This is a genomic window from Daejeonella sp., from assembly GCF_036405355.1.
Classification (GTDB): domain Bacteria; phylum Bacteroidota; class Bacteroidia; order Sphingobacteriales; family Sphingobacteriaceae; genus Daejeonella.
Genome location: NZ_DASWXT010000106.1, coordinates 1 through 21,849 on the forward strand (window position 1 = coordinate 1; position 21,849 = coordinate 21,849).

At 40.4% G+C, this 21,849-nt stretch carries 14 protein-coding genes; 8 read left to right on the forward strand and 6 right to left on the reverse strand.

The features are described 5' to 3' along the window. Together VGE44_RS12890 and VGE44_RS12895 are read left to right on the forward strand one after the other, a co-directional pair. Positions 1-438 (forward strand): hypothetical protein (locus VGE44_RS12890; protein WP_331079698.1); only part of this gene is annotated, 438 nt, incomplete at its 5' end. A gap of 291 nt (positions 439-729) precedes the next feature. Further along, positions 730-2,211 carry a trypsin-like peptidase domain-containing protein gene (locus VGE44_RS12895; RefSeq protein WP_331079700.1) on the forward strand — a complete coding sequence of 494 codons (1,482 nt, stop codon included), beginning with the start codon at positions 730-732 and terminating at the stop codon, positions 2,209-2,211. A 589-nt stretch (positions 2,212-2,800) separates the two neighbouring features. Here VGE44_RS12895 and VGE44_RS12900 read toward each other — a convergent pair. Beyond that, the gene (locus tag VGE44_RS12900) at positions 2,801-3,295 is read right to left on the reverse strand and encodes a phosphoglycerate mutase family protein (RefSeq protein WP_331079702.1); all 495 of its coding nucleotides are present in this window, start codon (positions 3,293-3,295) and stop codon (positions 2,801-2,803) included. Positions 3,296-3,779: 484 nt separating this feature from the next. Beyond that, the gene (locus VGE44_RS12905) at positions 3,780-5,279 is read right to left on the reverse strand and encodes a hypothetical protein (RefSeq protein WP_331079704.1); all 1,500 of its coding nucleotides are present in this window, start codon (positions 5,277-5,279) and stop codon (positions 3,780-3,782) included. A gap of 401 nt (positions 5,280-5,680) precedes the next feature. Between VGE44_RS12905 and VGE44_RS12910 the strand changes: the two genes are divergently transcribed. The 3 genes from VGE44_RS12910 to VGE44_RS12920 all read left to right on the forward strand — a co-directional run bounded on the left by VGE44_RS12910 (position 5,681) and on the right by VGE44_RS12920 (position 12,052). Continuing rightward, complete coding sequence (locus VGE44_RS12910) at positions 5,681-6,871, forward strand: ROK family protein (protein WP_331079707.1); 1,191 nt, start codon at positions 5,681-5,683, stop codon at positions 6,869-6,871. Positions 6,872-7,019: 148 nt separating this feature from the next. Continuing rightward, a complete protein-coding gene (locus VGE44_RS12915; protein WP_331079709.1) occupies positions 7,020-10,130 on the forward strand; it encodes a SusC/RagA family TonB-linked outer membrane protein in 3,111 nt (1,036 codons plus the stop codon). A 17-nt stretch (positions 10,131-10,147) separates the two neighbouring features. Further along, on the forward strand, positions 10,148-12,052 hold the full coding sequence (locus tag VGE44_RS12920; RefSeq protein WP_331079711.1) for a SusD/RagB family nutrient-binding outer membrane lipoprotein: 1,905 nt from the start codon (positions 10,148-10,150) through the stop codon (positions 12,050-12,052). 101 nt (positions 12,053-12,153) lie between these two features. Here the strand turns inward: VGE44_RS12920 and VGE44_RS12925 are convergent, their stop codons facing one another. The 3 genes from VGE44_RS12925 to VGE44_RS12935 form a co-directional block, all read right to left on the reverse strand. After that, positions 12,154-12,828, reverse strand: a complete 675-nt coding sequence (locus tag VGE44_RS12925) for a DUF6266 family protein (RefSeq protein ID WP_331079713.1) — start codon at positions 12,826-12,828, stop codon at positions 12,154-12,156. 253 nt (positions 12,829-13,081) lie between these two features. Beyond that, complete coding sequence (locus VGE44_RS12930; protein WP_331079716.1) at positions 13,082-14,104, reverse strand: patatin-like phospholipase family protein; 1,023 nt, start codon at positions 14,102-14,104, stop codon at positions 13,082-13,084. Positions 14,105-14,410: 306 nt separating this feature from the next. Continuing rightward, positions 14,411-15,331 (reverse strand): hypothetical protein, encoded by a 921-nt coding sequence (locus tag VGE44_RS12935; RefSeq protein ID WP_331079718.1) that lies wholly within the window; start codon positions 15,329-15,331, stop codon positions 14,411-14,413. A gap of 81 nt (positions 15,332-15,412) precedes the next feature. Between VGE44_RS12935 and VGE44_RS12940 the strand changes: the two genes are divergently transcribed. From VGE44_RS12940 to VGE44_RS12950, 3 genes are all read left to right on the forward strand, one after another. Further along, complete coding sequence (locus VGE44_RS12940) at positions 15,413-15,775, forward strand: BlaI/MecI/CopY family transcriptional regulator (RefSeq protein ID WP_331079720.1); 363 nt, start codon at positions 15,413-15,415, stop codon at positions 15,773-15,775. A 4-nt stretch (positions 15,776-15,779) separates the two neighbouring features. Next, complete coding sequence (locus tag VGE44_RS12945) at positions 15,780-17,105, forward strand: M56 family metallopeptidase (protein WP_331079722.1); 1,326 nt, start codon at positions 15,780-15,782, stop codon at positions 17,103-17,105. Between the two features lie 79 nt (positions 17,106-17,184). Next, a complete protein-coding gene (locus VGE44_RS12950) occupies positions 17,185-19,602 on the forward strand; it encodes an outer membrane beta-barrel protein (protein WP_331079724.1) in 2,418 nt (805 codons plus the stop codon). Between the two features lie 211 nt (positions 19,603-19,813). Here VGE44_RS12950 and VGE44_RS12955 read toward each other — a convergent pair whose 3' ends face one another. Continuing rightward, positions 19,814-21,820 carry a hypothetical protein gene (locus tag VGE44_RS12955; RefSeq protein ID WP_331079726.1) on the reverse strand — a complete coding sequence of 669 codons (2,007 nt, stop codon included), beginning with the start codon at positions 21,818-21,820 and terminating at the stop codon, positions 19,814-19,816. Between the last annotated feature and the right edge of the window lie 29 nt (positions 21,821-21,849).

Consider the following 21,849-nt stretch of genomic DNA (forward strand, 5'->3'; position numbering starts at 1 on the left):
GCCAAACATGCGCCAGAAATGTACACAGAACCCGTAATTAAAGAATCAGCTAATCGAGTCTATGTTGAATATTATTTCAGTGGACAACGCCTTCATGAATACAATGCCAACAAGCTTGGATTGTCCATAATACCGAATAAAGCGAGAACAAAACCAGAGAGAACAAAACTTCTGAAGAAGTTGAAGTTTGAACTAGAGAAAGCACTTGAGAAGGGTTGGGACCCAATCACACCAGCAGTTGTTTTAGAAGCTCCATTAACACTGGAAGAAAGCATTCAGAAGATAGTACAAAGCAAACTAACTGGAAACTACAGTAGAACCTATACAAGAGATATTGAAGGTACAGCAAAACAGTTTTTAGAATTCCTTACTTCAAAAGAGAAAACAGCTCCACCTGATAGCCTATCTGCTTCAAGGATTACAGCCTTTCTTGACTAGAAATTGCTATTTGCATCTGGAATGCATTTTCGACTATCGCTATCAAATCCAGTATGATTTTTTCAACTATCCATTTCAAAAAGATTCATGGACCAAGGAATAAGAACAGGAGGCTCTCTGTTACTTGCTCCTCGACGTTATTTCATTTTTAATATTTTTTGTAAATTGTCGGGTATGCAAAAATTTATAAACCATGAGGAATAACATTGTACAATGTCAACCCGGCCAAACCGGATAGCTAAATAGGATGTAATTTAATTAAAGATAAGCCTCAGCAAAAACAATATATTCATGAAGAACCCTCTAAAGAGCCCAATCAGACAGTCCATCTTCACAATCATCATTAGTTTGCTCCTTTCCTCTTGTTCTAACGATGCTTCTGTAGAACAGCAACAAGATGCAGACACCTTTCCACAAGTAATTGCTGGCAACAATAATTCAAATGCTTCTTCAAATGTTCAGGGCCTGAATTTTATCCCCGCTGCTAAAGCCGTAACGCCCGGTGTGGTACACATCAAAACCACTTATCAGCAAAATGGGAATGCAGCCGGGTACGGTTCGCCTTATGAGGGTCGACAAGCACCAGGAAAGGGTTCCGGGTCGGGAGTGGTAATTAGTAGTGACGGTTTTATTGCAACGAATAATCATGTAATTGAGAATGCATCCAAAATCGAAGTGATATTTACAAACCGGCGGACTTACGCTGCTAAATTGATAGGGCGCGATCCGAGTACCGACCTGGCGCTCTTAAAAGTTGATGCCAAAGATCTGCCAATGGTGACTTTGGGAAATTCGGATGATCTGGAAGTTGGTGCCTGGGTGCTGGCAGTGGGCTATCCTTTTTCGCTAAACACAACTGTTACGGCTGGTATTGTAAGTGCTAAAAGCCGCAGTATCGGAATCATTAATAATAGCTTAGCTGATTCGCCACAGTCTAATTCAGCAATTGAATCCTTTATCCAAACAGATGCAGCAATAAATCCCGGCAATAGCGGCGGCGCGCTGGTCGACCTGAATGGCCGGTTGGTGGGGATAAATACAGCCATTGCTTCCTTAACGGGAAGTTATGCAGGTTATGCTTTCGCGGTTCCGGTAAATCTGGCTAAGAAAATTCTGGATGATTTGAGAAAATTTGGAGAAGTAAGACGTGGGTTACTCGGGGTTTCCTTCCCCGCTCCTTCTGTTGAAATTGAGTACCTTAAACAACAGGGAATTGACCCGGGTTCTATAAGAGGAGTAATTATAACAGGAATCCAAAAAGGGAGTGCTGCCCAAGCCGCAGGACTTAAAGAAGGTGATATCATTCAAAGTATCGACGGCACAACATTGTATTCATCGGCCGAATTTTCAGAACGTGTTGCGAGGCGGAGGCCTGGAGACGAGGTGAAACTCACTTATCTGCGCGACGGTAAAACGCAAAGTACCACTGCAAAACTTCAGGCAGAAACCCGGGATAACTTAGCAGCAAACACACTTTCGATTAACGAGCTTCATAATAAGCTCGGCGCAGTTTTCTCACCGCTGAGCCCGGCAATTAAAGAAAGGCTAAATATAGACGGTGGTGTGGTGGTGTCGCAAATCCTTATTGGAGGTTTCTTCCACCAGCTGGGTATCCCGCCGGGAAGCATCATCGTATACATTAATGGCCAAACGATAAACAGCACGGAAGATATTAATGAAGCACTGATGGCTGCACGGAACTCTCGGGTACAGGTATTGGGTATCGCACCAGATGGATCGAAAATAGCATTTAATTTTTCGCTGGGAACCTAATAAAAATTATTTGAAAAAGTCAATTTAACAAGTATTATAAAGCATAAGGCATTAGTCTTATTCTTATCTGTTTTCTTTATTAATTGTCAAATCGCGGTCAAGCAAACTGAAGAAGTATCCGGTAGCGATTCTATTCCCCGAGTCAGTAAAAAATTGAGTTCACAAAAGCTCTTGATCTGAACTGGAATCCGTTCACAGCTCAAAAGGTCATTCCCCAAAAGGAAATGTCTTTAGAGCAGATAATTGTAAGCAAGCTAAGCACAATTGCTACGGGAAATTATAATAGAACTTATCAGTCAGCTATTAAGTCTTTAAGTGACAAAATATTGAGGTTTCTGAAAAATATGAGAAAAAGCCCCCTTACACCAATTGGAAGCTGAGCGACTTCTCATATTCCTTGATAAGTTTAATTCATCAAACCGAAACTATCTGAACAAGCGACAATACTTAAACGTACTTGTCCCTGGAACAATAGCGAATAAACAGGAAAAGGACTACTCCCCACTAAGAATTCAATCAAAAGATTGGCTTTTTTTATTTAATGGTACCGGCTGAAGCTCTCGCCAGCAAGAAAACTCCTTCATTCACATTACTTAGGAATGGTGGCTCGGGGCAATTTTCCGTATTGCGATGTGAGTAACTGTATGGAATTACCCTGAACGATCACAGTGAATACATAATCATAACGATCCTCACTCAATACCGGCATCGGGCGTTTGATCCCAAAGGCCTCAACAAGTTCCAGGACAGTATTCGAATGTGCAACGATCACTACCGATCCTCCCTTATGTTGCCGGAGCACCGATGCCACCAAAGCCGCAGGATCGGCCGGGTCATACATTTGAACAGTGACACCGTGCCCATAAGCAGTAGGTTCTGCTGTTTGCCTGCTACGTTTGAACGGAGTAGAATAAACTGCAAGTATCCGTTGCGGTAAGAGCAAAGTGGCCAGATCTTTCGCCCGGTCCTGCCCGTCAAGCGACAGCGCCGGATCGGGGTCAGAAGAATTCTTCAGATCTTTCTCTGCGTGACGCACGATCCACACAGTGGTCTGGGCCTGTGTGCTGAAGGCCGTTAACGCCACTATCCCCAACAGGCAGAACATGAAAATTCGACGTTTGTTCATAGATTGGATTTATACAGCAAATTAAGAAAAAAACGAGACCAGAAAAATACTAATGTAATGTCGAATCAGGATAAGCGGAAAAATTTCGCGATTCGCCCTGCGCAGGAATTCACACTAAGAACGCTAATACACGCAAATGATCCACAAAACAGTTCGGGATTTGTCCAGTGCGGGCTACCTGGAAAGCTAGCTTCAAGTGGCTTTTTATATTATTAAAATATTGGTCTCACAGGATTCACACCCGGAGCGGACGGCTTTCTCCACATAAAATCGGGACTGATCCCCGCTACAAAACCCGCTTTACAATGCATAAGGCCGACTTTTTTGCTGGATAGTATCACAATGGATTCGCGCCAAATGGGTGACTATCGGTCGAAGTCTGGCATGCAATCTTTCTTTTTAGTTTATATTCAATATTTAATGGAACAATTTCTCCTGTATTTTATTCTACTAAATCCGATAAAAAGGCAAGACTTTGAATCGGTTTTGTTGAAGTATTATTTGAACCTTTAACCAATAAGCCCTGATAATAATCTGAAACAAAAGACTTTGCCTTAGAGTCATTGCTTTGTGCCAATTCAAAAATATTCCTGAAAATGACTTTTAAGGTTGGATGAAAAGCTCCCCAAACCGGATAACCGCCAATTGGCATAGATGAGCTCAGTCCGTGAGGAGGATAACCAATAAATCTCCTTCCGGTTTGGTGTACGTATGCTACTCTGTACCAACCATTATCCCCACTCCAAAAATTGGAAAATAATGGATAATTAACATCACCATTCCATATTTTTTCAGCAATCTGGTTGGCATATGCTTTGCGAAGAGCAATTGGGTCAAAAGCCGGATTGTCATAGCCCCAGATCGCTTTAATATTTTTACGGTTTCTTACAAAAGTTTCAAAAGCCGGAACCAGTCTTCTTGAATGACTGATATCCCATGCTACATCATTGGAGATATAAGTACTATCCAATTTAACATGTGTAATCATTTTCCATTCTCCGTCGCTACCTTTTTCCCAACTCACAGGACTCTGAGAGCCTGTATATTTGGCATATCTGTTATCATAAAAATTCTTCCAGAATCCTCTATCTATTTCAGCCCTTACTCCAATAGTAGATTTGGAGAGTATAGTCCTGGCCAGAAATAAATCAAATATGCTTTTTATCCCCTCTTTCTTATTTTGCAAATCCTCAAAAGCTTTTTTCCCATCCTCTGTTGCAGGCCGGATACCTGATTTGTGTAATTCTGACAAATCAGAAAGAACTGTCAAATGCCAAAGGTCTCTGTCAGAAAAAAAATATCTTGAAGTCGCATCTTTGATATCAGCAGTAGTCATACTAAGTCTATTCTTGACAGCTTTGAAATAGTCTGCCGTAAACCAGCGATTTAACTGAATAGCGATGGTATTGAAAGTATTAGCAAGAAATTCCTTCTCTGCCACCGATTGTTTTTTATTGGGAATATTTTGTGTTATACTAGTGGAAAGCGCTCCTGCCAGGCCCAAAAACTGCAGACTACAAAGTGGAACTTCCTTTCCAAGAAGACCATAGGCTGTACATATATTCCCGCCGGAACAGATCCAGCCAGTACTATTATTAGTGTTTGGGATAGGTTTTAATGCGGTAAGGATGGGACTTAGCAAATTGACAATCTCGCCAATTTGCTGGGTATCCTTGCATCTGCGGGTCATCTCTACAAACGATTGCAAGCCTCCATTCTGAATGTCATATAAAAGATAGACATCATTATCCTGAAATAACCTCCTTTTAATTTCTGAGGCAAAATAATCACGATAGTGGGTATTCCATGAATCGATTACTTGTTTATGAATATCGCCGTTTTTGGAATAATCAAATTTATACTGCGACGAAACTGATTGAATACATATAAATGAAAGGGCAATGATAGCTAAAGAGGAAATTGCCAGTTTTCTAATTTTCATAGGTTTAGTGTTAAAGGTATATGTGAAATGACTCTTTGTTAGACCCATAAATAAATGCTACAAGTTAAAAATAACAATACCAATCGATGTGTAAAACTCATCTATTAATTGCCATTCATTAAAATCAATTCTTTAGATTCCAAATTGTAAGCTTCCTTGTAACTGTAAGCTCCCCCGAAAATAAGACTATTGATCGCAACAAACCCAATACCTAAAGCATTAAAAATTACAGCAGCCGGATTGGCATAAAAAGCCCATTCATTATTCTAAAACTACGAGCTTAAGCAAAATTTATATCGCTTTTTTTGCGCTCAGCATCCTCAAATCTACTTTATAAAATATTTATAAAGATTTGTTTTCTTTAATTTTATTTTATTAAGTTTGTTTTAGAGGAACGTAAAATGTCAGTAAAAATTCAAAATAATCAGCGGCTAAGAGCTGATATAATTAAATATCTTTATTATAAAAAGACCCTTTCTTTGCCCGATTTGAGTAAGCTTACTCAACGGAGTTTGCCATTGGTTACCTCTACTGTAAATTCATTAATTGCAGATAAATACATCACAAAAAAAGGCTTAGCCCCTTCAACTGGCGGACGCAGACCCTTAATGTTTTTAATCAATCCGGCTAAGCAAAAATATATTGTTGCTGTGGCAATGGATCAGCTGATTACGCGACTAGTGATTTTCAATCTGGCTAATGAGATTGTATTGCCGCTTCAGTTTCTCGATCTGAATATAAGTGAAGATGAACAGGCCGTTGATAAACTAATCACTTTTATAAATTCCAGTATTCAGAAATCAGGTTTAGATAGAAAATCTTTAATGGGAATCGGAATCGGCATGCCCGGACTCGTAAATGCCGAAAAAGGGATAAACAATTCTCATTTACCAACACCCAATGGAAGCAATTTGGGCACTTACCTCAAACAGGAATTATCCCTGCCCGTGTTTATCGATAACGATTCAAGTTTAATCACCCTGGCCGAGCTTCATTTCGGAAAAGCCCAAGGAATGCAGGATGCCTTAGTAGTGAATGTTGGATGGGGAACTGGTTTGGGAATAATTTTGAAAGGGAGTTTGTATCGCGGCAGCACCGGCTATGCAGGTGAATTTAGTCATATTCCGCTTTCGAAAACCGACAATCTATGTTCATGCGGTAAAAAAGGTTGTCTGGAAGTAGACACTTCATTATGGGTGATGGTTGAAAAAGCAAAAGCAGCATTGGCAGAGGGAGCCGAATCGAGCATGAAAAAGCTTTTTAAGGATAAATCAAAACACTTCGGCGATCATTTTTTAGACGCTGTTGTTCAACAAGACCCTTTGGCCATATCAATTTTGTCGGCCGGATGCTTTCAATTAGGAAAGGGACTGTCAACATTAATTCATATTCTGAATCCTGAATGTATCGTACTCAGCGGGCGGGGAGCCCGGGCAGGCAAAATGTTACTTCCGTCAATACAACAGGCCATTAATGAATTTTGTATACCCCGTATTTCAGACCAAACAACTATTGCATTATCAACCCTGGCAGATAATGCAGAGTTATTAGCTGCTGCCAGTTTAGTCGTAGAAAACAGCCAGTTTAAATAAAATCCCGGCAAAAAATTATAACCAATCGCCATACTGATTTAAAGATTCTCAAAAAAAACAAGCACTAACCAATAATGAACCAACTAACCAAAAATGAACCAAAAACCAAACAACTAACTAAAAACAACAAAAATTAAAAAACAACATTATGAAAAACAACTACTTAAGGTGCCTAAGTGTACTAATGTTCACCTTGTTGAGCATTAGTGCATTTGCACAAAAAACCATTACCGGAACGGTAATGGAAAATTCAGCACCGGTGCCCGGTGTTAGTGTTACAGTAAAAGGCACAACAAGAGCAACCCAGACGGATGCGGCAGGAAAATTTTCCATTTTAGCCAGTCCGACGGACATTCTTGTATTTACTATGATAGGATCTGCACGACAGGAGATCACTGTTGGAACCCAACTAACGATTGACGTCACGCTTACTGCAGATGAAAGTGAACTGGGAGAAGTAGTTATTACTGCCCTCGGTATTAAACGGGAGAAAAAATCTCTGGGTTATGGGGTGCAGGAAGTTAAAGGAGAGACCTTGGTTTCGGCTAAAGAACCTAACCTGGCTAATACGCTAACAGGAAAAGTCGCCGGACTACAGGTTATCAGATCGAGTGATGGTCCCGCTGGCTCTTCTAAAATATTACTTCGTGGAAGTAATTCACTTACAGGAAGTAACCAGCCATTAATTGTAGTGGACGGTGTACCGATTGACAACTTTACCGGTGCGCCGGATAATGGTTATTGGAACAGATCTTTAGATATGGGTAACGGGATAGCTGACATCAATCCCGACGATATTGAGACGCTTTCAGTATTAAAGGGCCCTTCGGCTGCGGCACTATACGGTTCGAGGGCTGGTAACGGTGTAATACTGATCACGACCAAATCAGGGCGTGCACAAGACGGATTAGGCATCACCACATCAAGCTCTTATGGTATGTCAAATATTTTCACCAATCCGGAGCTTCAAAACACATTTGGACAGGGTAATACGGGTGTTTACAACGCTACCTCTACACAAAGCTGGGGTCCCAAGGCTGAGGGGCAGATGGTAACCAATTGGAATGGTCAGCAAGTTGGTTTATCAACTTATGACAATGTCGATAATTACATGCAGCAAGGTACCAATATCAACAATAGCATTTCCTTCCAGCAGATGTATAAAGGTGCGTCAATTTATACTTCTTACAACCGTTTGGAAGATGAGGGTATTGTGCCGGGAACCAAACTTTTGCGCAATAATTTAACTGCCCGGGCAATCAGTAAATTTGGTTCAAATGATCGTTGGGTAACAGATACCAAAATTCAGTATAGTAACACGAAAGCTAATAACAGACCAATCGGAGGCAGGGATAATAGCAGCGCTTACACACTTTATATGCTGCCCCGCTCGATGAATATTACTGAGTTCCAGAATGCAACCAATAATGCAGGCAATATGCTGTGGTTTCAGGGAGCCGGAAGTCAGGTTAATCCCTATTGGAGCAACCGTTATAATTTAAATCAAGATTCAAGAGACAGGTTCATTGTAAATGGTTCAGTGAAATATAATTTCAATAGCTGGCTAAATGCAGAGGTTAAGGGAGGTGCCGATTTATATACAACAAATACCCAATCCAATGTATACGCGGGGAGTCCTATTGCAGCTACAGGCCGTTACGGAATGGGAAAACAAACTTTTTCGGAAACAAACTTTAGCACATTGATCTCCGCCAGAAAAGATAATCTTATTGGCAAATTCGGCGGTATGCTTTCTGTGGGAGGTAACTTAATGCAATCTGACTTCACTTCTTTAAGTTCAAGTGTAGGTTTATTGGTTGTACCAAACCTCTTTTCACTTAATAATGGCGTAAGTCCTGCCGGAGTTAGTGAAGGAATTTCAAGACGCAGAATTAACTCCGTTTACAGCAGTGCTCAAATTAGTTATGATGATTATCTTTTCCTGGATGCTACTTTCAGAAACGATTGGTCATCGACATTAAGCCCTGAAAACCGTTCCTTTTTCTACCCTTCAGTTAGTTTATCCTATGTATTCTCTGATATGTTAACTACTATGGGTGCACAATTACCAAACTGGTTCAGTTTCGGTAAGTTAAGAGCATCATATGCACAGGTTGGAAATGACCTTGCTCCTTATCAATTGTACAATACGTTTAACATTGGTAAAGATCCTAACGGGAACACAACTGCAGGAAGAAACAGTGTACTTTTAGATCCAAACGTACGAAGTGAGCTCATCAAATCACTTGAATTCGGAACCGAAATGAGGTTTATACAGGGCCGTATTGGATTAGACTTCTCTTATTACAAAACAAATGCTACGCGCCAGTTGATTGATTTGCCTATGGATGCCTTGAGTGGTTATACCGCCAGGAAAGTAAATGCAGGTGATATTCAAAACACAGGTTTTGAGTTGGTGGTTGATGGCAAGGTATTTGGCAAGCCGGGCGGCTTAAATTGGAATACCTCATTTAACTACTCCCGTAACAACAATACTGTAGAAGAATTATCATCAGGTGTTACCCGATACAACCTTGGTGGCTTCGATGATGTTGCTGTTTTGGCCGTAGTTGGTCAGAAATATGGAGAAATTTATGGTACAAGGTACTCGAGAGTAAAAGACCAGACTAGTCCGTTTTTTGGTCAGGTCCTGTTAAATGCAAATGGAGTACCAACCCGGGATCCGGAAATTGTAAAACTTGGAAACCAGCAAGCGAAAGCACTTATTGGCTTCACAAACAGCTTTGAATATAAAGGTGTTGGACTGTCTTTTCTTGTTGATGCCAGAATTGGTGGAGAAATATTCTCAGCTACCCATGTTGCCCTACAAGCCAGCGGTGCAGGAAAAGTTACTGCTCCGAATGGCTTGAGAGAGAGTTTTGTTCCGCAAGGGGTAGTAAGCAATGGTACCGGCGGCTATACAGTAAATACCAAAGCTGTAACTCCACAGGAATACTGGCTGGCAGTTGCCACTGCTAATAACTTAGGGATAACAGAAGCGAATATTTATGACGCAAGTAATGTGCGCCTGAGAAATGTTCAATTAAGCTATTCATTATCCCGTAAGCTTTTGGCTAATTCTCCGATAAAAAGCGCCAAGTTTGGAGTTTCAGCCAACAACGTATGGTTAATTAAAAGCCACATGAATGGTATCGACCCCGAGTCGGTTTACGCCACCAACAGCAATGCGACAGGGTTCGAAAATGCAGGTTTACCCACTATGCGTACTATCTTAATTAACCTGGCATTAGGATTTTAACATTCAAAAACAAGAACATGAAAACAAGATATAAAGGAATGAGCCTGCTGATCACAGTATTAGTAATGGCCACATCATGTAAAAAATTCGATGAAATCAATACCAATCCACTGGCGGCAAGTGCAGATCAGGTACAGGTAGATTATTTCATCAACAACAGTATCATAAGTGCACAAATGGATCCGCATATTGCGGAGCGTGTTTTTATACTTTACTGGAAAACAGCAGGAAGGCAGCAAATGGGCGGAGGTATTTCGAGCGGGGGTTATAACGATGGCTGGTCGTCTGATTATTATAGCAGTTATATGTCAGGTTGGTTAAACGCTGCCAATTCGGCTATACAAGTTGGGAATGATCAAATCGCGAAGGGCACTAATAAGTTATATACAAAAAACTTAATACAAGTTGCAAGGATATGGCGTGCATATTTAATGAGTGAGTTGTCTGATAATTTCGGGCCTATTCCAATCAATAGCTTTCAGGGCACCAATCCTGAATTTGCCAGCGTTAAAGATGTGTATTATCATTTACTTGATGAGTTGAAAGATGCCAGCTCGAAATTAGATATGGCAGTTGTTAATCCGGACATTGTTAAAAAACAAGACCCCGCTTATCAGTATGACTATAATAAATGGAAAAGATATGCAAACTCCCTGCGTTTGAGGTTAGCCATGCGTTTATCAGAAGTGGATGCTGCGAAAGCTAAAGCTGCTTTTGAAGAAGCTGCCAGTGGAGAATTATTATTAACTGCCGACCAGACGTTTAAGGTTGCAGAGAAAGGTGGATGGGATGCTCTAACCGGCGTAATGAGCAGAGAGTGGAATGCTCAGATTATGAGTTCAGCTTATCGCAACTTAACAATGAATTTGGGCGGTATATCAACTGCTAATCAGGTAAGTGCAGCTTTACAAGCATCTATAAAACCAGATGATTATATCGGCCTGCGCCTTCAGGATCATTTTACAATGAAGACAAACGATCCTTTTGCAGGATATTGGTTAGATGGATTGCCAAATAAAATAGATCCAAGAGCTTTTAAAGCATTTATTATACCGGGTGATTTTACTAACCCGAATTTTAACAGCTATCCGTCATGGGATAACACGGCAAAAACAACTACCAATACTCTGACAGATGGAACCAATGTGATAAAGACAATCGACGCGAAATATACCTGGAATGCGTTTACAAGCGGAGATTGGGGAGTTCCGGGATCCAAAAATAACGTGAGGGCTTTTAATGGTACTATGCCACGAACTTCAAACGAATTCAGAACAAGTGCAAGTTCAAGAATATTCTTTGCCAACTGGGAAACGTATTTCCTTTTAGCTGAAGGTGCTGTGAGAGGCTGGGCTACACCTATGTCGGCAAAAGCTGCTTATGAGGCTGGTGTAAAAGCCAATTTAGATCATTGGGGAGTTGGTGCGCAAAGCACAGCTTATTTGGCTTCTACAGCCTATAACAACAACGGTACTTCGGTAAGCTGGGATCATGTAGCTGAGCCACCGGCAACACATACAATGAGTTATAAAGATGGTTATACTGATGCTGCCGGTACGGTTCAGATTAAATATCCCGACAATACAATCTATAAAGCCGGTGCGGTAAAGAATGATCTGTTAACTAAGATCATTACACAGAAATTTATTGCGCAAACACCATGGTTACCTTTAGAAACCTGGAGTGATCACCGCAGACTTGGGCTTCCGTTCTTTGAGAACCCGGCTGTTGAAAATCCATTGGTTACCCTACCTAATTTAACATCAGGTAACTTTATGACCAATAGCGTGAAAAATTTCCCGCAACGTTTGAGATATCCTTCTGGTTTGAAAGACAGTAATGCTGCCGGATATAACCAGGCAGTAGGATTTTTAGGGGGAGAAGATGGCGTACTTACTCCACTTTGGTGGGCTAAGAAATAGTATTATATCCTGTTGAAAATTGGCCGCTGAAATTTATTTTTAAGCGGCCTTTTTTTTTTGCGGAGAATATAAAGTGGATTTGTAAAGACCTATCTATCCCTTTAAGCTCCCTCCTCAGAATTTCCCTGCACAATACCCAAATACTCACTGTTCGATATCCTCTCCCGATCATCCGAAATAAATGCGATCCAGGCATGCCATTCTTCTTCAGGTAACTTGGCCTGCAGTTTCAAAACCTCACGGCATTCTGATCTCCTTGCACCGCTTGAAATACCATCGATCTGCTTGTCTTTAATGTTATAAATGAGCAGCATCACCTGATCATCTTTCTTTGGCTGAATAGCCCGCGAGTATGGCGGATTCAGCGAATGGTCGCTCCAGGTAAATATGAATTCTCCATCCTGATAAAAAACTGCCGCATCCTCAGCACCCGGCAAAAGACCTGAAGTCACTTTTGCTTTGGAATAGTCCAATAGCCCGCTTTCATCAAAGGCTTGGAGCAAATGATAAGAATTCGCAGAATTGTATGGCGTATTACCGCGTTGTTTCGCTTCCAGATTAAAACCTATGCGGATAAAACCGGAAATGGGCTTCAGAAACTGCTGCACCTGAATAAAGCGATTGCGATGCACATTCTGCAGTGCTGATCCTTTCTTATTTTTCGTGGAAAGTCGCGGAAGTCCTCTGATCACCCACTTACCCATACGATAATAACCTACCACGCTACCTGCCTTTCCGCTGAAGCCGCTATTGGGCCCTCCTGATAGTATTGCCATAACCAGTTGTTAATGAATTATATAAATATAATTATTACCAGGTCCTAAAACAAAACATAAATTTCTCATCTGTCAGACATCTTTTAAACAACTATTGGTCGTCTATAATTGTCATAGAGACGACCAATATACGACGAAGAGACGACTAACAGACGTCGAATAATAGGTATTGATATAGATATGTCTAGCATAAACCATTCCTGAGAGTAATTTATCAAGTGGATTAAGTAAGGGAAAGTCTGAATGAATCCGCTTAAATGCTTCCTGATTCTTTAAGCTTAATTAAATTATCAACCAAAACATCGATTAACTTACCTCTTTGGCTAATCATTCGGTCGGCTAAAGCAATTATTTTTTTAATATTCTTGGGACTTGCAGCGTCCATCTCCTCATCAATACTTTGCAAATCGTAAGGTTCTAACCTAACATAATGATCGGGTAAACCCAAAAAGTTGAATATCTGCTTCATATAAAAGTGAGATGTTTCTGTTGCACCACTCATAATCATATCCAGCAATGCAGGTACAACAAACAGGGCCTTGGTATCTCTCAATACATCACTGTCATACGATTTTTTGGAATTTCCCGTTCCCAGAGACATGATGTAGATATCTTTGGGAATCAACTCTTCCGGCTCCTTTTTAATCTCAACAAAAGCACTTAAGGATGGGTTAGTGGCAAAGATGCCTCCATCCAGCAGAGGATATCTTATCCCCGCCAGGGAATAAATTTCGGCAACACTGAAAAATGTCGGTGCCGCTGAGGTCGCCCGGCAAACATCCCTGATATAAAAGTCTCTGCTGTTTCCCCGTATTTTGGCAACCTTCTGTCTGAATAAATGGGCTTTTCTCAGCTCGATATTATAAGCGGTTAATATACAAGGCTTAATGAGTTCACTCAGTTTAACATCCTCAAAATAGTTTAGTAAAATCCCTTCTAAAACCTTTCCGTCATACCGTTCCTTCACCCATCCAAACTTTGATAAGATTCTTTTTAAGCCTGTAATTTCAAATATCTCCGAACCGTGTTTAATGTATAAATCCAAAGCTTCGCGGGCAGAGTAACGAGGATAATTGGGATCATCTTTTGATGGGCAAAGTAGCAAACAGATTAAAATGCCTCCAGTACTTGTTCCTGCAAACAAATCGAAATAATCAGCCAAAAACGCTTTTGGATTACCCGTTTTTTGTTTCAGACGCTCTTCAAGTTCAACCAAAACCATTCCGGGGATAATCCCTTTTATTCCACCGCCATCAATAGATAAAATAGTTTTCATTTAAATAATCCTTTTCAGTAAAACTGAAACTAATAAAATATTTTCATTACTAATAATTCCTTTAGCAGGTGTAGCATTAATACATAAATTCTAACATCCATTATACCTAAAGGTAAATTTTAAATTTAGTGATCAGTATGTTTTTTCGGCACCATTAGAATTCATCCAATACGCAATAGATTCTAGGAACACCACTAAGAAGATTGGAACAAAGAAGATCTTTGGAAACAGATATTCTTTTTTTCAGAAAATGATTAGACAAGTGTAAACTAATATACCATTGCCCTTATTGATTAATACAACGAATCACAATTTATTTGTCCTGCCAATAACATGCAGTAGCACCACACTTGAATGAGGATAACCCAGGGTACTTCCCGGCTTGACATACAATAAATTTTTCAGGTAAACATCGATAATACCTTTTGCTACCCTGGTTTTAGTTTCAATAAATTCAGGCATGTGGCGGGCGTTGAACCTTTTAAAAGTGATTTTTCCCCGATGATCAACGATGGCATAGAATGAATAGGTGAAATCCCGGTAGGCCTTATCGATATATATTTTATATTCCGGATTGAGGTATGATTCAAAGCGATCAATCTCCCCTAAGTTCGGATCACCATGAGGTTCAATTTTCACAGTTCGGATAATACTGCTTTTGCTTATAAAGCTAGCCGGGTTTCGGGCCGAAAATGCACTGTCCGGATGAGTCCCAGCCTGAATAGCCCTGTATTTTACATATAGACTGTCCATGGAATCAGGCCGCCTCAATAACTCTACTGTGGTCTTAATCTTGTTCCTGATGTAATCATCAGCATATAAGGTCATGTATACATCTGAAGCTCCTTCACTGATCTCCCGGCCATAAACTTCAATGGCCTTCAACACAATACTATCACGACTTACATGCTTAACCCGGTACCATTTTCTGGCAAATTGAAATAAATCATCATGGCTGTGAAATATCCGGTACGGCATGAATTTCTGTTTCTCTGAACTGAATATCTTCACAGAATCGTCTCCCGTAAAATAAATCTGCCATTCGGGTTCAAGCTGAAAACCGTTCCTATCTACAGACAAGCCGGATGTGAACTCTCTGCGCACCTCTGAATACCTGATTTGTTTAACATTTTCGAATGAGGGGACTGGTTCTTTATTAACGCTTGCTATATAATAACAGGATGAACAGCACAGTAAGAGGAGTAGTCCGGGAAATATTGTCTTCATATAATTCGAATTAGATAAAATTATTTTCACTAAACTACAATTGTAGTTGCATAATTACAAAAATAGTTTTATACTTGTTTTATGAAACGACTAAGCGAAAAAGAAGAAGCCGTGATGAGGGCTGTCTGGAAGCTGGATAAAGCCTTTGCAAAAGAAGTCAGGGAAGAAATGCCTGAACCTAAACCTCATATAAACACCATCGCCACGATGATGAAAAGGCTTGTTGATAAAGGCTTTTTACAATTTGAGGACTTTGGAGCCACTTACAGATATTATGCCGCATTGACAAAAAAGGAGTATACCACTTTGTATATCAGACCCTTTCTTTCTAAACTATTTGGCGGCTCTATCAAGGATGTAGTGGCATTCTTTGCCGAAGAAGAAGAAATTTCAGTCGAGGAACTAAAGGAAGTAATTAAGATGATAGAAGACAAAGAAAAATAAAGCGATGGAAACATTAGCCTTATATCTGTTCAAAGTGCATCTGGCGGTTGCCCTGCTTTATGGCTTGTATTATATGACGGTAAGAAATGAACTTTTCTTCCGGCTGAACCGTTTCATTTTGCTCGGGATACTAATAATTTCCTTCAGCCTGCCCTTGCTACCTTCCTTTACTTTTGACACAGGCGTGGCGGATAGTTCAGGAACTATTTTTACAAATGTTGGTGGTACCGATCTGATCAGAGGAAAAGAAGTCGGGGTGTTTGAGGACGAGGTTCAGATGAAACGCCTGTATGGTGTAATTACAAGTCTGCTTGCATTCTACTTATGTGGCGCAGGCTTTTTTCTGCTAAATTTTATAAGCCAGGTTCTGAATGTACTTAAAGTAATTGCTAACTCGGATCAAGCTTTTGAGCTGGATATTAAATACCGGGTCCATTATAATGATATAGTCCCCTTCTCTTTCTTTAATTCGATTGTGATGAATCCCGATCTGCATGATCGTGAAGAGTTTAGGCAGATTATTGCACATGAAAATGCCCATTCCAGGCAGTGGCATAGCATAGATATTCTGATCGCTGAACTGGCTAATGCTATTTTATGGGGTAATCCGCTGGTGAGATCCCTGAAAAGAAGTATCAGAATGAATCTGGAGTATCTGGCAGACCAAAAAGTGCTCAGTCAGGGTTTCGATAAGAAAGAATATCAGTGGAGTATCCTCAGGCCCTATCTCAGACAACATGCTATTCCATTGACAAATAATTTCGGCTCAATACCTAAGCTGAGAATTGAAAAAATGAATGCACCAAGCAGTTCTTTTATTAAACTGTATAAATATGCCTTTCTGATTCCAATAATTGCCTGGGTCAACCTTGCCATTGCACCTCTTCAAGCTTCGGCTTTGAACAGGATCTATGCGATGCATCTGATTGATGAGCATGAATACCGAGATTATCTGGGTTATTATGAATTTGAACATGATAAAGGAAGCTTTGTTCAGATTCTGATGAAAGATGATGACCTGGTAATGAAAACGATGTGGAATAATGGAAAAATCTATTTCCAAAAGCAATCTGAAAGTAATTTCGTCGATATGCAATCAGGGATCCGCCTTAAGTTTCCAAGAAACTGGGATGGCACGGTCAGCGGCCTCGTAGCATTCGGAGAAGACAGATGGCGGAAAGTATATGAATACAAACCAGTATTAAAAAAATCCAGTGAAGGCACGGTAATCAGCAGAACGGCCTCAGGCGGGATGCAGGTAATGGTCTATGCAGTTGACCCATGGGTTAAGGTAAAACACTATACAAATAAAAGGGCATCCAGTCCTTAAGTTCTCAAAACCACATATCTGAAACAAATTGAAAGGCTGATTTTCAGCCTTATTGCTAATCCTTTGCCTAAAATTAATTATGAAAAAACTCGTAATCTGTTTATTGTTAATGGTGGTAAGACTGTCCTTAACTGCGCAATCTACCTACGGAATCAAAGGCATGGTTGCTGATTCAGCATCTCAAAAAAGCCTTGACTATATTACCCTTGGTTTGAAGAACGATAAGAGTGAATTGCTGAAAACCGGGCTAACAAAAGCAGACGGATCTTTTTCATTCAGCGATATTGCACAGGGGAAATACAGCTTATCGATAATTGCAATGGGGTATAAACCCAGGAGCATCAGTATAGAATTGATTGAAAACAAGGACATCGGAACTGTTTACTTAAGTCAGCAGTCAACCAGCCTCAATGCCGTTATAGTTACTGCTGACAGACCTCTTGTAAAAATGGATATAGACAAGATCAGCTATGACCTCCAGTCGGATCCAGAAAGTAAGGTAAACAGCGTACTTGAAATGATGCGCAGGGTTCCGCTGCTTTCCCTGGATTATGAAGACAATATTCAGTTAAAAGGAAGTGGGAATTACAGAATATTAATTAACGGAAGGCCATCAGCTATGCTTGAAAAAAACCCCAAAGATATTTTAAGGAGTATGCCGGCATCTACAATACAAAGTATCGAGGTTATTACCAATCCACCGGCTAAATATGACGGAGAGGGCCTAAGTGGAATCATTAATATCGTCACCGTAAAGAAAATTGACAATGGCTATAGCGGAAGCATAAACATTAATCAGCGTTTTCCTGCCGGAGGCCCGGGTTTAGGAAGTTCCTTTAATTTAAAACAGGGCAAATGGGGCATCTCGGCAAATCTTGGGGGTAGTTTTTTTCGTGATCCCCTGAGTATAAACTCTAACATAAGACGAATAACAGGACCTGAACCTTCTGAACTTCGTCAGAATGGCGCCAGAACATTTAATTCAAGGAACGCATATTCCAGCACTCAGATTAGCTACGAAATCGACAGCCTGAACCTTATTAGCGGACAGTTTGCATATAACCTGGGGGCTTTTGACCTAACTGGTCATCTAATTTCAAAATTCAATAATCTATCAGGTCTCCTTGAAGCTTACCGTGTTGCGAATGACAATAAGGGAAACCGGAATGGAACGGATGTTTCCCTGAATTATCAGCTGGGTTTTAAGCGCAGCAAAATAAGCCTCGTGACACTTTCATACCGGTATCTGAAATATTTTGATGAGCGGGATATGATGGTTGGATTAAGCGAACAATTCAATTACTCACTTCCTGATTATTTACAGTTTAATGGAGGAGGGTCAAGGGAACAGACCTTCCAGGTCGACTACGTTCAACCTGTCAAAAAAATAACAATAGAAAGTGGAGTAAAAGGAATTTTTCGCAATAACAATAGTGATTTTAGGTACAGTTCTAAAGATCTCTCTGGACAGTACATTCTAAATCCCCAGTTGAGTAACCAGTACAATAATCTACAGAATGTATTCAGCTTTTATAATTCATGGCAACTGAATGTAAAAAGCTGGGGACTAAAAGCCGGGATACGTCTTGAACAGACGGTAATCCAAGCTGACTTTATTTCTTCTGCCAGCCGGATAGATCAGGATTATCTCAATTTGCTACCATCCCTATCAGTAAGCCGCACATTAAAGGATAAAAGCAGTCTGAGCTTCGGCTTTTCACAACGTATTCAGCGACCGGGAATCTGGGATCTCAATCCTTATGTAGACCGTTCCAATCCCAATCTTGAACGCACAGGAAATCCAAATCTCCGACCGGTTGTTTCAAACAACTTCCAGGTTAATTTTAACAGATCAAAAAAGACATCATTCAGTATAGGTTTAAGTCAAAATTTTTCAAACAATGCAATACAATATATAGTGTTGCTGGATCAAGCGACCAACATCAATAAGCTCACCATGAGTAATACAGGAAGTAATAACTCAACAGGAATGAATATGAACATTGGCCATCCAATCACTCCCAGGTGGAATTTTAACTTCACTACCAACCTGAATTATGTATTTGTAAAGGGGTACATAGATGGTGCTTTTACAGAGAATGATGGTATGAAAGGAAATTTCTCTGCATCTACTGGTTATCGTTTTGAAAATGGCTGGCGGATTAATTCGAATATGAACTATATGCTATATCCCGAAATATTGCTTCAGGGGAGCGGAATTTCTATATTCTCTTTTGGATTAAGTGTAAACAAAGATATTCTTAAAGAAAAACTATCACTTTCTGCATCAGTGAATAATCCCTTTACAAAATACATGCATTTTCCCAATTACATTAGAGGGCTAAATTATGAGATCGAAAATGTTGGCCGGGGATATTTCAGATCATTCTCTTACAGCTTTAATTACAAATTTGGAAAATTAAAAGGCCAGATCGCTAAAAACAAGAGAGGTATTAATAATGATGATGTGTTGGGTGGATCCCGGCCTCAAAATTAATGCCTGTTATCTAAATTCATAGAGCCTCCCGGGAAACATCCATTCATCAATGAATACCGAATTTTCATTATTTTGATATATCCACAACTAAAAATTATGAAAAAAATCATCATGCTATTTGCTTATGTAGCATTCACTTCTGAGATCAGCAATGCTCAGCAGCAAATTCTAAAGAATAAGCTACCAAAAGATTCCATTAAAAACTCCCTTATCATCGCCAGAACTCCTGATCCTGTTTTAGGCCACGCACTCCATAAATCACCGCAGGACTTCCGACTTCCAGTGCCCCCAAATCCGGCGCTTTTCGGCTGAAATTATCGTTTATGTTTGGAATAATAACACCGGCATCTACTGCCTTCCCATTAGGATTAAGTTTAAAATTAAGATCTACTCCGAAATAAACAGGGCTAGGCTTATCTGATTTAGCTGCCTGAACCGGTTTCTGAAGGTTCTCAAAAACATCATAATCAATGGTTATACCATGAGCTTCAAGACCACTTGCCTGGCTAAGGCTATTTAAAGTCTTAAATCCTTCCCGCTCTCCTTTGGGAGATAACCATACATATTGATTTTCAGGACTTTCAGCACCACGATTTGGCCGGTAGCCATTATAATCCGCTATCGAATAAGGAGTTGTATAAGGAAAAGCAGCAACAATTGTTGGCCCATCTGAGCCAAGAAACAAATTATTCCGGTAGTTCGAATTTGGATGTCCGCCTCCGGCATTGTTCTCTGCAATGAAGGTATTATGATAAGCGATAAGACCCGGTACCCCACCGTGAATTTTAAGCGCACCTCCCTGCCCAATATTATACATTACATTTCTGATGTAATAGGCAGGGCCTCCAAATACAGGCTGTGCACTGATTCCACTCTCTGCAGCATTTATTCCCCGATTCCTCATGACACGAATATTGTGCACACCACCATCCGCTTCAATAAAGTCATCGACCATCAGGTGTAGATCATTGTTATAAATATCGATCGAAACTGCTTTTAAGTCCTGCTCTTTCTCTGGGGTACCATAAGTCGATACACCAATTGCATCGTGGAAGAAGGCAATGGAGTTGTTGGCAATTACATGCCCGGGGCCATATATAATGATCCCATAGTAAGAATCCATAAGATGCGTTCCGTAAGGAATCAGGCCTTCACGGTGAGCGGCCCAACCGTACATCCTATAACGGTCATCGCGACCAATCATGACATTATCCTGAATAAGAAAGTTCTTTGAACCGGCATATTCTGTCCGAATGCCTTCACCAACATCCTCGAAACGACAATTCCGTATGGTCAGGTTGCTGGCGCCAGCCAAATGTTTACGACCAGCGTCAAAAACTCTGCCCACATTCCTAAAAGTGAGCCCCTGAAAAATATGATGTTCGGTTGCCATTACATTAAACAGATTGGCGGCCCCCGCTCCATCAAAGATAACCTCACCATCCCCCGCTGCCTCTATTACAATTGGGCGCTCAGCAGTCCCTTTTGCGGTGAAAAAATAAGTCCCATCGAATGGAATATTATTCCAGTCAGGATAATTAAGAAGAACTCCCTGATAAAGTCCGCCATGTATTTTAATAATATCTCCTGGTTGAACTTTATCTTCACTTACAACATACCAATCACCCTTTGTGTCTTTTGAACCGTTATAGGCCGATACTAAACCCGGGTAATTCGGCTCTAATTTCTCACCGGTATAATATTGGGAATATACATGCCTTACTCTTCCTCCGCTCGCAGCCTTAGGCTCAGCACGAGTAGAAACCTTAACTACCTTAACAGATTCACCTTCAACCCCGTCAGGGTCTTCTAATGTAAATCGGGCCTCATAACTGGTATTGGAATTAAGATCCAGAATACTTCCGGCAAACATATGGGGAGTTGTGTAATCGATTCCTGCTCTTGTAATATGTTCGCCCCCAATTCTAAGAAGAGGCATTCCCTTCTTCCATTCCTTAGCCGATGCTGCGATTCGATACTCGACCTTTACTGTGGCATTACGGTTTACATCACCTTCTATATACCATTCGAATCCCAGGTTTTCAAGTGTGGGTGGTTCAATAATAAATTTTCCAACCGTAACCCTGTTCTGAGCTTTTGAAAGATTTGGGAGAAGAAAAAACAGGATAAAAAAACTTCCAATCAGGATTTGGAATACACTTCCCGGAAGCTGGTCTACTTTTCTTAAGCCCTTCTTCTGAATATTACACCTTTGCATATTACATAGATTAAATGGGTTATTAATTG